This window comes from Pseudomonas sp. AP42, assembly GCF_001728935.1.
Taxonomy (GTDB): domain Bacteria; phylum Pseudomonadota; class Gammaproteobacteria; order Pseudomonadales; family Pseudomonadaceae; genus Aquipseudomonas; species Aquipseudomonas lactis.
This window is the reverse complement of the sequence record NZ_LYSO01000008.1, coordinates 50,472-63,005: the sequence shown is the minus strand read 5'-3', so window position 1 is coordinate 63,005 and position 12,534 is coordinate 50,472. Positions and strand designations below refer to the sequence as shown.

Here is a 12,534-nt window from a genome sequence, read left to right as displayed (position 1 = left end):
TGGCTTGCCAGCGATCGAGTGCGAAGCACTCGCCAGACCTGACCATACTTCAAAGAGGGTACATTCATGTCCCAAGAATACGATTACATTATTGTGGGTGCCGGCTCCGCCGGTAACACCCTGGCGACCCGTCTGACCGAAGACGAAGGCGTCACCGTCCTGTTGCTGGAAGCCGGTGGCCCGGACTACCGCCTCGACTTCCGTACCCAGATGCCAGCCGCCCTGGCCTTCCCGCTGCAGGGCCGCCGCTACAACTGGGCCTACGAAACCGATCCAGAGCCCCACATGGACGGCCGCCGGATGGAATGCGGTCGCGGCAAGGGCCTGGGTGGCTCTTCCCTGATCAACGGCATGTGCTACATCCGTGGCAACGCCATGGACTACGACAACTGGTCGAAGCTGCCGGGCCTGGAAGACTGGACCTACCTGGACTGCCTGCCGTATTTCCGCAAAGCCGAAACCCGCGACATCGGCCCCAACGATTGGCACGGTGGCGACGGCCCGGTCAGCGTGACCACGCCGAAAGCGGGCAACAACCCGCTGTTCCACGCCATGGTTGAAGCGGGCGTACAGGCCGGTTACCCACGTACCGAAGACTTGAACGGCTACCAGCAAGAAGGCTTCGGCCCGATGGACCGTACCGTCACGCCGAACGGCCGTCGCGCCAGCACCGCACGCGGTTACCTGGACACGGCTAAAAAGCGTTCGACCCTGACCATCGTCACCCATGCCCTCACCGACAAAGTACTGTTCGAAGGCAAGCGTGCAGTGGGCGTGCGTTACCTGATCGGCGCGGCCGAAGAGCGCGTTGAAGCCCGTGCGCGTAAAGAAGTATTGGTGTGCAGCGGCGCAATCGCTTCGCCGCAACTGCTGCAACGCTCCGGCGTCGGCCCGGCCAAATTGCTGGAAAGCCTCGACATCCCGGTGGTCCACGACCTGCCGGGCGTGGGTGAAAACCTGCAGGACCACCTTGAGCTGTACCTGCAATACGCCTGCACCCAGCCCGTGTCGCTGTACCCTTCGCTGCTCTGGTACAACCAGCCGGCGATTGGTGCCGAATGGCTGTTCAACGGCACCGGCATCGGCGCCAGCAACCAGTTCGAAGCGGGCGGGTTTATCCGTACCCGTGAAGAATTCGAGTGGCCGAACATCCAGTACCACTTCCTGCCGGTAGCCATTAACTACAACGGCAGCAACGGTGTGAAAGAGCATGGTTTCCAGGCGCACATGGGCTCCATGCGTTCGCCAAGCCGTGGCCGTATCCAGCTGAAGTCGAAAAACCCACGGGACTACCCGAGCATCCTCTTCAACTACATGGCCACCGAGCAGGACTGGCAGGAGTTCCGCGATGGCATCCGCCTGACCCGTGAAATCATGCAGCAGCCGGCACTGGACCCATACCGTGGCCGCGAAATCAGCCCGGGCATCGACGTGCAAACCGATGAGCAGTTGGACAAGTTCATCCGCGAGCACGCCGAGACCGCGTTCCACCCGTCCTGCTCGTGCAAGATGGGCACCGACGAGATGGCCGTAGTCGATGGTGAAGGCCGCGTGCATGGCATGCAGGGCCTGCGTGTGGTCGATGCCTCGATCATGCCGATCATCACCACCGGCAACCTCAACGCGCCGACGATCATGATCGCCGAGAAAATCGCCGACAAGATCCGTGGCCGCCAGCCGCTGCCGCGCAGCACCGCCGACTACTACGTGGCAGGCGATGCGCCGGTGCGTGGCAAGCCGTTGCGTGAGATTGCGCAGTAACTGATACACCGCGGTGCCTGCATCGCAGGCAAGCCAGCTCCCACAGTTGAATGGGTTCACAACTCAAAATGTGGGAGCGGGCTTGCCCGCGATGAGGCCCGACCAGACACAACAAAACCTCCCTTGATCAGCTCCCCGCCCAGGCCTACTCTGTTGGCCTGCCCGCGCCGAGCCGCCCACAAGGAAGGCCCCATGTTCGAACACCACGCCACGCTCAAGAAACACTTCGGTGCCCTGCGCACCACCGCCGAATTTTTCTCCCTGCGCTACGTTCGCGAATCCGGCCAGTACCTGTCGGTGCGCAAGAACGTCGCCGAACCGCCTCACCTGGGCCATGACGAAGGCGCCATGCTTACCGTGCGTCTCAACGGCGTGGAAGCCTACGCCGCGACCAACGATATTTCCCTTGCCGGCCTGCAAGCCGCCCTTGAGCGTGCTGAACAGCAAGCCCGGTTGATCAAGCCCCACGCCCTGCTCGACCTGCACCAGCAAGCAGTGTCCAGCGACGTCGCCGACTACCTGTCGCCCGACCTCGACCAGCCCTTCCCTTCCCTGAGCGACTGCTACCAATTGCTCGGCGATGAGTCCGCCGCCGTGCCCAAGGATGAGCGCCTGGTGAGTTGGGAAGTCAGCCTGGGCACCACGCGGGTCGAACAGATCTACCTCAACAGCGCCGGCGCGCAATTGCGTCAGGCCCAGCGTTTCGTGTTCCCCGGTTTGAGCGTCACCGCCTTCGACGGCAACGACAGCCAGACCCGCACCCTGGGCGGCACCAACTTCGGCCAGCAAGGCAGTGCCGGCGTGATCCAGCGCTTCGGCCTGGTGGGCGCCGCCCGCAAAGTGGCCGACGAAGCCCTGCAGTTGCTGCTCGCACCGAATACGCCCCACGGCCCGCGTGACCTGCTGCTGATGCCCGACCAGATGATCCTGCAGATCCACGAATCCATCGGCCACCCGCTGGAGCTGGACCGCATCCTCGGTGACGAGCGCAATTACGCCGGCACCAGCTTTGTGAAGGCCAGCGACTTCGGCCATCTGCAATATGGCTCACCGTTGCTCAACGTGACCTTCGACCCGGACATCCCCGAACAGCTTGCCAGCTACGGCCATGACGACGACGGCACGCCTGCCAGCAAGCAATTTCTGATTCGCGAGGGCCTGCTGCTCAAGCCCTTGGGCGGGGCCTTGTCGCAGTTTCGCGCCAACCTGCCAGGCGTTGCCAACAGCCGCGCCTGCGGCTGGAACCGTGCGCCCATCGACCGCATGGCCAACCTGAATATCGAGCCCGGCGATAAAAGCCTCGCGCAATTGGTGGGCGGCATAGAGAACGGCATCCTGATGTCGACCAACCGTTCGTGGTCCATCGACGATGCGCGCAACAAGTTCCAGTTCGGCTGCGAGTGGGGCCAGTTGATCGAAAACGGCGAACTCAAGGGCGTGGTGAAGAACCCCAACTACCGGGCGATTTCCGCGCAGTTCTGGCGCAAGCTCAGCGCGGTGGGCGATGCCAGCACCTTCAAGGTGTTGGGCACGCCGAACTGCGGCAAGGGCGAACCCAACCAGGTGATCCGCGTCGGCCATGCGTCGCCGGCCTGTGTATTCAGCAATGTCGATGTATTTGGGGGAGATGCCTGATGAACCACTTCAAGGCACTGGTGGACTGGCTCCAGCAAGCCATCACCGACAAGGAACACTTTCAACTCGGCTACGCGGATGAAGCGTCCGAGTTCGTGCGCTTCAACCACGCACAGGTGCGCCAGGCCGGCCAGGTACAGCAGGCCAGCCTGAACCTCAAATTGATCAACGATGGGCGCCACGCCGACCTGGGTATCACCCTGTCGGGCGAAGCGGAGCTGGATCGCCAACGCCTGGCGAATGGCCTGCAACAACTGCGCGAAACCTTGCCGCTGTTACCGCCTGACCCGTACCTGCTGTTGAACCCCGACGCCTGGCACAACCATAACGAACAGCTGCGCCCGCTGCCGGAACTGGCCCAGGTGCTGGACGATATCAGCCAAGCCGCCGACGGTGTGGACCTGGTCGGTTTCTACGCCGCAGGCCCCATCAGCCGTGGTTTCGCCAGCTCAACGGGCGCGTTCGGCTGGCACCGGGCTAACAGCTTCAATTTCGACTTCAGCCTGTTCCACGCCAATGGCGAAGCGGTCAAAGCCAGCTACGCCGGGCATACCTGGAACAGCGCCGAATTCGCCGCCCGTTTCCAACAGGCCCGGGAGCAACTGGCGTTTCTCGATCGCCCGCTGCACAACCTGGCGCCCGGCCAATACCGCGCCTACCTGGCGCCGGCAGCGCTGGAAGAAATCATCAGCATCATCACCTGGGGTGGTTTTTCGGCCCAGGCCATCGCCAGCAAAGGCAGTTCGTTGCAACGCCTGTACGCGGGTGATCAGTCACTGAGCCCGCTGGTGACGGTGGATGAGCAGATCAGCGGCTCCCTGAGCCAGGCGTTTTCCACTGAAGGCTACCCGCGCGAGGATGTCACCCTGATCAATGCAGGCCAGGCCGAGGGCCAGTTGATCAACTCGCGCAGCGCCGCCGAATACGGCTTGAACACCAACGGCGCCAGCAGCGACGAGTCGCCCAGCGCCTTGCAAATGGCGGCCGGCAACCTGGCCCAGACCGATATTCTCAAGCAGTTGGGCACCGGGCTGTATATCAGCAACCTGTGGTACCTGAACTACTCCGACCTGCCGGCAGCGCGTCTGACCGGCATGACGCGCTTTGCGACCTTCTGGGTTGAAAACGGCGAGATCCAGGCGCCGGTCAGCACCATGCGCTTTGATGACAGTGTCTATCAGTTGCTCGGTTCGCAATTGGAAGCGCTGACTGCTGATCGGGAGCTGCTGTTGTCGGCCAGTACCTATGACCAGCGCAACACCGCTTCCAACCTGTTGCCAGGCGCTTTGGTAAAGCGCCTGACGCTGACCTTATAAACCGTAGGAGCGAGCTTGCTCGCGAAGAACTTACAGACACCGCCGGCTGGCTATCAGCACTGCGTTATCGTTGACGTTTTTTGCGAGCAAGCTCGCTCCTACAGAGCAATAACCTGCACTGCAAAGAAACGTCTATCCCGCCACCCCTGCCCACGAGAGCATAACCTTGCCTGGGAAAGGCAAGCTGGAGTCTTGAGATGAACCATGGAAGTTTTGTCATTGAGAAGTTGTACAAGCACTACAACGTTCACGTAGAGCAACTGGGTAACGACCCGCACAGAAAAACCGTACTGATGGTTAACGGCGCGCTATCCACCACGCGCTCCTTTGCCCGTACCAGCAAATGCTTGGCCGAGCACTTCAATGTGCTGCTGTTCGACTTGCCCTTCTCTGGTTTGTCGCGCGAGCACAACACCGAACTCGACCTGGTCACCAAGGACGACGAAGTGCAAATCCTGCGGGCCTTGGTGGCGCGTTTCAAAGTCAATCATCTGGTCTCGGCATCATGGGGCGGCATCTCCACGCTGTTGACCCTGGCGCACAACCCGCCCTCCATCGAAAGCTCGGTGGTGATGGCCCTGGCGCCCAACCTCAACCAGGCGATGCTGGAATATGTCGAGCGCGTGCGTGTGCTGATCGAGGCTGATGACAAGTCGGCGGTCGGCCATCTGCTCAACGAAACGGTGGGCAAATACCTGTCGCCGCGCCTCAAACGCAATAACCATCGGCACCTGTCGACCATGGCCACCACCGAGTACCGCCAGGCGCGCTTTCATATTCATCAGGTGCTGGGCTTGGGCGATGGCAACTACTTGCCGGCGCTCAAGCAGATTGAAACACCGGTGCACTTTCTCAACGGCGCGCTGGACGAATACACCCCGGCCGACGAGGCCCAGCTGTTTAAACACTATGTAGGCCGCAGCAGCTTTGCCGTGGCCGAACACACCGGCCATCTGCTGGACCTGGAGTCCCGCGAAGCCGCGCTGGCAGTGCATCGGGCCTTGCTGGACTTCCTGGTGGGCGAGCATGCGAGCTTGTCAGCTATAGACGAACCGCCAGTGGGAAAAGGGGCGACGGATGGCGCATAATCGCCAACACATAGCCTGCTAATAAAAAGGGATCCCATGCCGAATCGTGCCCCTCTCGATGCCAAGACCGCCCGCTGGCTCCCCTGGGTGGTAGCGATTGCCTTCTTCATGCAGTCGCTGGACGGGACGATTCTCAACACCGCGCTGCCGGCGATGGCCCAGGACCTCGCGGAAAACCCGCTGCGCATGCAAGGGGTGGTGATCGCCTACATGCTCACCGTGGCCTTGCTGATTCCCGCCTCGGGCTGGATCGCCGACCGCTTTGGCACCAAGAAGATTTTCTTTGGCGCGATCATGCTGTTCAGCATCGGGTCGTTGCTGTGTGCGCTGTCCAGTAGCTTGAGCATGCTGGTGGGGGCACGGGTGGTCCAGGGCCTGGGCGGCGCGCTGATGCTGCCGGTCGGGCGGCTGGTGGTGCTGCGGGCTTATCCGCGCTCCGAGCTGGTGCGGATCATGGGCTTCATCACCATTCCCGGCCTGCTCGGCCCCTTGCTTGGCCCGACGATGGGCGGCTGGATGGTGCAATACCTGACCTGGCACTGGATCTTCCTGATCAACCTGCCGGTGGGCATGATCGGCTGCTATGCCGTGTGGAAATTCATCCCCGACCTGCGCGGCAGCGAGCGCACGCGCTTCGACGGCCTGGGCTTTCTGCTGTTCGGCGCGGCGATGGTGCTGATCACCATCGCCATGGAGGGCCTGGGCGAACTGCACCTGCCGCACCTGCGGGTGATGTTGCTGTTGTTCGGCGGGCTTGCCTGCCTGGCGGCGTACTGGCTGCGCGCCGGGCACATCGACAACCCGCTGTTCTCGCCGGTGCTGTTCAAGACGCGCACCTTTGCCGTGGGGATCCTCGGCAACCTGTTTGCGCGCCTGGGCAGCGGCGCACTGCCGTTCCTGGTGCCGCTGCTGTTACAAGTGGCGCTGGGCTATTCGCCGTCAGAAGCCGGCATGAGCATGCTGCCGCTGGCGGCGGCGGCAATGTTCGCCAAATCCATCGCGCGCCCGCTTATCGAGCGCCTCGGCTACCGCATCGTCCTGACCGGCAACACCCTGGCCCTGGGCCTGATGCTGGCGAGCATGGGCCTGGTCAGCGAACAAACGCCCTACCCGTTACTGTTAGGCATGCTGGCAGTACTGGGGGCCATCAACTCCCTGCAATTTACCGCGATGAACACCGTCACCCTGATCGACCTCGACGACGCCCAGGCCAGCAGCGGCAACAGCTTGCTGTCGGTGGTGGCGCAGTTGTCCCTGAGCCTGGGCGTGGCTTGTGCCGGTGCATTGCTCGGCGGCTTTACCGCCGAAGCCGGCAATGACGGGGTCAATACGGTGCTGGGCGCCTTTCAACTGACCTTCCTCACCGTGGGCATCATGGCGATGCTGGCGGCGGCGATCTTCCTGCAACTGTCGCCCAAGGACGGCAAACGCGTGGTCAGCCGCGAGCACGATATCGAGCACTAACGGGCGTCTCGTCGAGAACTTGCGAGGAAAATCCCACGAGACTGGTACACTGCGCGACATTTTGTTTTGCAGAGCCAGTCCCGTGACTACCATCGCCACCGCTTTTAATACTTTGCCCCTGTCCGCCGCCATGCTGGCTAACCTCGACTCGCTGGGTTACGTCGAGATGACGCAGATCCAGGCGCAAAGCTTGCCGGTGATCCTCAAAGGGCTGGACCTGATTGCCCAGGCCAAGACCGGCAGCGGCAAGACCGCTGCATTCGGCATCGGCCTGTTGAACCCGATCAACCCGCGCTACTTCGGCTGCCAGGCGCTGGTGATGTGCCCGACCCGGGAGCTGGCCGACCAGGTGGCCAAGGAAATCCGTCGCCTGGCCCGTGCCGAAGACAACATCAAGGTACTGACCCTGTGCGGCGGCGTGTCCCTCGGCCCGCAGATCGCCTCCCTGGAGCACGGCGCCCACGTTATCGTCGGCACGCCGGGCCGTATCCAGCAGCACCTGCGTAAAGGCTCGCTGGTGCTGGACGGCTTGAACACCCTGATCCTCGACGAAGCCGACCGCATGCTCGACATGGGCTTCTACGACGCCATCGAAGACATCATCAGCAAGACCCCGCCGCGCCGCCAAACCCTGCTGTTCTCGGCCACGTACCCCGTGAGCATCAAGCAGCTCGCTTCCAAGTTCATGCGTGCGCCTCAGCAAGTGAAAGCCGAAGCGTTCCACTCCGACGACCAGATCGAACAGCGCTTCTACGAGATCTCCCCGGAAGAACGCATGGACGCCGTGACCAAGGTGCTGGCGCACTTCCGCCCGGCCTCCTGCGTGGCGTTCTGCTTTACCAAGCAGCAAGTGCAGGAAACCGTCGACCACCTGACTGCCAAGGGCATCTCCGCCGTTGGCCTGCATGGTGACCTGGAACAGCGCGACCGTGACCAGGTACTGGCGATGTTTGCCAACCGCAGCACCTCGGTGCTGGTGGCCACCGACGTTGCCGCCCGTGGCCTGGACATCGACGCCCTGGACATGGTGATCAACGTCGAACTGGCCCGCGACTCGGAAATTCACATCCACCGTGTAGGCCGTACCGGCCGTGCCGGCGAAACCGGCATCGCCATCAGCCTGGTGGCGCCGTCCGAAGCCCACCGCGCCCAGGCCATCGAGCAACTGCAAAAGTCGCCGCTGAACTGGGACCAACTGGACAACCTCAAGCCGCAAAGCGGTGGCCCGCTGTTGCCGCAGATGAGCACCCTGTGCATCGCCGCAGGGCGTAAAGACAAGGTGCGCCCAGGCGACATTCTCGGTGCATTGACCGGTGAAGCCGGCATTCCGGGTGCCCAGGTCGGCAAGATCGCGATCTTTGATTTCCAGGCCTTCGTGGCCGTGGAGCGCGGCATCGCCAAGCAGGCGCTGCAGCGTTTGAATGACGGCAAGATCAAGGGCCGTTCGCTGCGCGTGCGTATTTTGTAAAGATCTATCGATGGGTGAAGATCCATTGTGGGAGCGGGCTTGCTCGCGAATGCGGAGTATCAGTCGACATGTTTGTCACTGAACCACCGCATTCGCGAGCAAGCCCGCTCCCACATTTGACTGTATTTCAATTCAGAATTTTTGTGAGGACATGGCTGTGCGCTCGACCGAAGTTGTGATCATTGGCGCCGGCGCCGCAGGCTTGATGTGCGCGCTGACCGCCGCCGGGCGTGGGCGCAAGGTGATGTTGATCGACCACGCCAACAAGGCCGGCAAGAAAATCCTGATGTCCGGTGGCGGCCGCTGCAACTTCACCAACATGTACACCGAGCCAGCCAACTTCCTCTCCAATAACGCGCACTTCTGCAAATCCGCCCTGGCCCGCTACACCCAGTGGGATTTCATCGGGTTGGTAGCCAAGCACGATGTGCCGTACCACGAGAAGAAACTCGGCCAGCTGTTCTGCGACAACAAGTCCAGCGACATCCTCGGCATGCTGCTTGATGAGTGCATCCAGACCGGCGTGAGCCTGCACCTGGACACCTCCATCGAGGCCATCGCCAAGCTCGAAGGCGGCTATCAACTGCAAACCACCCTGGGCGAACTGCGCTGTGAATCGCTGGTGATCGCCACGGGCGGTTTGTCGATCCCGACACTGGGCGCCACCGGTTTCGGTTACCAAGTGGCCAAGCAATTCGGCCACGAACTGCTGCCGACCCGCGCCGGGCTGGTGCCGTTCACCATCACCGACCAGCTCAAGGAGTTGTGCGGCGAGTTGTCCGGCACCTCGGTCGACTGCCTGGTGAGCTGCAACGGCCAGAGTTTTCGCGAGAACATCCTGTTCACCCACCGCGGCCTGAGCGGGCCGGCAATTTTGCAGATTTCCTCGTATTGGCACTCCGGCGACACGGTAGAAATCAACCTGCTGCCCGACCACGACGCCCATGCCTGGCTGCAACAGCAACAGGCCGAACACCCCAACAGCGAGTTGAAAACCCTGCTGGGCGAGATCTTCACCAAGAAGATGGCCAACCTGCTGGCCCAAAGCTGGTTCGAATCCAAGCCGATGAAGCAGTACACCCACGCTGAAATTGCCGATATCGCGCAAAAACTGGGGAGCTGGCAACTGGTACCGGCCGGCACCGAGGGTTATCGCACCGCCGAGGTGACATTGGGCGGGGTGGATACGCGGGAAGTGTCGTCCAAGACCATGGAATCGCTGAAAAGCCCCGGCCTGTACTTTATCGGCGAAGTGCTGGATGTGACCGGCCACCTGGGCGGGTTCAATTTCCAGTGGGCCTGGGCCTCGGGCTACGCGGCCGCGCAATACGCCTGACTTGCACCTTGAAATGCAATCCCCTGTGGGAGCTGGCTTGCCTGCGATAGCGGTGTTGGATTCACCACCGCTATCGCAGGCAAGCCAGCTCCCACAAGGTTTTGTGCTGATCCTGAGTTTTTTGCGCTTGGATGTGATCGCCACGCTTGCCGTGGCGTCCTTGATAGCTCAATTTAGCGACAACGTCCCGGAAGACTCCAGACTTCATGTCATCGACCTCGTTCAAGCAGTCCATGCGGCGCCTGTGGGCGCTGGATAAATTCAGCTACAGCGTACGGGTGTTCATCGCCCTCACCGGCAGCATGGCGTTGTGTTGGTACCAGGATGAAATGACGCTGCTGATCCCGCTGTTCCTGGGGATTATCGCCAGCGCCCTGGCCGAGACCGATGACAGCTGGCAAGGCCGCCTCAATGCGCTGGCGGTGACACTGGTGTGTTTCAGCATCGCCGCGCTGTCGGTAGAGCTGCTGTTCCCTTACCCCTGGATATTTGCCATCGCCCTGGCCCTGGCCAGTTTCGGCCTGACCATGCTCGGCGCGCTGGGCGAACGCTATGGCGCGATTGCTTCGGCCACCTTGATTCTGTCGGTCTACACCATGATCGGCGTGGACCAGCGCGGCGGCGCCGTCACGGATTTCTGGCATGAGCCGCTGTTGCTGGTCGCCGGTGCCGCTTGGTACGGCGCGTTGTCGGTGCTGTGGCAGGCGCTGTTTTCCAACCAGCCGGTGCAGCAGAGCCTGGCACGGCTGTTCCGCGAGCTGGGGCGTTACCTCAAGCTCAAGTCGTCCTTGTTTGAACCCATCCGTCAGTTGGACGTAGAAGCGCGACGCCTGGAACTGGCTCAGCAAAATGGCCGAGTCGTCGCTGCGCTGAATGCCGCGAAGGAAATCATCCTGCACCGCGTCGGCAATGGGCGTCCGGGCTCGAAGGTCAGTCGCTACCTGAAGCTCTACTTCCTGGCCCAGGACATTCACGAGCGCGCCAGTTCCTCTCACTACCCCTACAACGCCCTCACTGAAGCCTTCTTCCACAGCGACGTACTGTTTCGTTGCCAGCGCCTGCTGCGCCAGCAGGGCAAGGCCTGCCAGACGCTGGCCGAGTCGATCCAATTGCGCCAACCGTTCATCTATGACGACAGTTTTGCCCAAGCCCTGGGCGACCTGAACGCCTCCCTGGAGCACCTGCGCATCCAGAGCAACCCGGCCTGGCGTGGCCTGCTGCGCTCCTTGCGCGCCCTGGCGGCCAACCTGTCCACGCTCGACCGCCTGCTGGGCGACGCCAGCAACCCCGATGCCCTGGCCGACGCCACCGACAGCAACCTGCTGGACCGCGCCCCGCGCAACCTCAAGGAAATGTGGACGCGCCTGCGCACCCAACTGACGCCCACCTCGCTGCTGTTTCGCCACGCCCTGCGCCTGTCCCTGGCGTTGACCGTCGGCTACGCCACCCTGCACGCCATTCACGCGTCTCAGGGTTACTGGATCATCCTCACCACCCTGTTCGTGTGCCAGCCGAGCTACGGCGCCACCCGGCGCAAACTCGGCCAGCGGATCATCGGCACCGCCATCGGCCTCACCGTGGCCTGGGCGCTGTTCGATCTGTTCCCCAACCCGGTGGTGCAGTCGATGTTCGCTATCGCTGCAGGCCTGGTGTTCTTTATCAACCGCACCACCCGCTACACCCTGGCGACGGCGGCCATCACCTTGATGGTGCTGTTCTGCTTCAATCAGGTGGGCGATGGCTACGGGCTATTCCTGCCGCGCCTGTTCGATACGTTGCTCGGCAGCCTGATCGCGGGCCTGGCGGTGTTCCTGTTCCTGCCAGACTGGCAAGGCCGGCGCTTGAACAAAGTGCTGGCCAACACCCTGACCTGCAACAGCATCTACCTGCGCCAGATCATGCAGCAATACGCCGCCGGCAAGAGCGACGACCTGGCTTACCGCCTGGCCCGCCGCAACGCGCACAACGCCGACGCCGCGTTGTCCACCACCCTGGCCAATATGCTGATGGAGCCGGGGCACTTCCGTAAGGAAGCCGACGTGGGCTTCCGCTTCCTGGTGCTGTCTCACACCTTGCTCAGCTATTTGTCAGGGTTGGGGGCACATCGCGATACTTCGCTACCGAGCGATGTGCGTGAGCACTTGATCGAAGGCGCGGGCAACAGCCTGGCGGCGAGCATTGATGAGATCGCCACCGGCCTGGCCAACAAACAGTCGATTGCGATCCAGAGCGATGCCGAGGAAGCGCTGGCCGCCGAGCTTGAACAAATGCCGGATGAGATCGACGAAGGGCAGCGGTTGGTACAGACGCAGTTGGCGTTGATCTGCCGGCAGTTGGGGCCGTTGCGTACGTTGGCGGCGCATTTGATCAAAGATACCGGTGCGGCTTAGACCGCTATCGCAGGCAAGCCAGTTCCCACATTGGAACGCATTCAACTGTGGGAGCCGGGCTTGCCCGCGATGAGGC

General features: G+C 62.2%; 8 protein-coding genes. All 8 read left to right on the top strand.

The window, feature by feature from the left end; genetic code table 11:
* Positions 1–66 precede the first annotated feature (66 nt).
* The 8 genes from betA (at position 67) to yccS (ending at position 12,458) form a co-directional block, all read left to right on the top strand.
* Positions 67–1,761 carry a choline dehydrogenase gene (gene betA, locus A7K61_RS05040; RefSeq protein WP_069557084.1) on the top strand — a complete coding sequence of 565 codons (1,695 nt, stop codon included), beginning with the start codon at positions 67–69 and terminating at the stop codon, positions 1,759–1,761.
* A gap of 192 nt (positions 1,762–1,953) precedes the next feature.
* Entirely contained in the window at positions 1,954–3,396 is a 1,443-nt protein-coding gene (locus tag A7K61_RS05035) for a TldD/PmbA family protein (RefSeq protein WP_069557083.1), read from the top strand.
* Entirely contained in the window at positions 3,396–4,712 is a 1,317-nt protein-coding gene (locus A7K61_RS05030) for a TldD/PmbA family protein (protein ID WP_069557082.1), read from the top strand. The genes A7K61_RS05035 and A7K61_RS05030 overlap by 1 nt, the downstream gene beginning before the upstream one ends.
* A 197-nt stretch (positions 4,713–4,909) precedes the next feature.
* On the top strand, positions 4,910–5,800 hold the full coding sequence (locus A7K61_RS05025; protein WP_069557081.1) for an alpha/beta fold hydrolase: 891 nt from the start codon (positions 4,910–4,912) through the stop codon (positions 5,798–5,800).
* A gap of 36 nt (positions 5,801–5,836) precedes the next feature.
* Positions 5,837–7,264: a multidrug transporter subunit MdtD gene (gene mdtD, locus A7K61_RS05020; protein ID WP_032894917.1), complete on the top strand. Its 1,428-nt coding sequence runs from the start codon at positions 5,837–5,839 to the stop codon at positions 7,262–7,264.
* Positions 7,265–7,394: 130 nt separating this feature from the next.
* Positions 7,395–8,732 carry an ATP-dependent RNA helicase DbpA gene (gene dbpA / locus A7K61_RS05015; protein ID WP_232964675.1) on the top strand — a complete coding sequence of 446 codons (1,338 nt, stop codon included), beginning with the start codon at positions 7,395–7,397 and terminating at the stop codon, positions 8,730–8,732.
* A gap of 157 nt (positions 8,733–8,889) precedes the next feature.
* Positions 8,890–10,068 (top strand): NAD(P)/FAD-dependent oxidoreductase, encoded by a 1,179-nt coding sequence (locus A7K61_RS05010; RefSeq protein WP_047712265.1) that lies wholly within the window; start codon positions 8,890–8,892, stop codon positions 10,066–10,068.
* 206 nt (positions 10,069–10,274) lie between these two features.
* The gene (gene yccS, locus A7K61_RS05005; protein WP_044271848.1) at positions 10,275–12,458 is read left to right on the top strand and encodes a YccS family putative transporter; all 2,184 of its coding nucleotides are present in this window, start codon (positions 10,275–10,277) and stop codon (positions 12,456–12,458) included.
* The last annotated feature ends 76 nt before the right edge of the window (positions 12,459–12,534 follow it).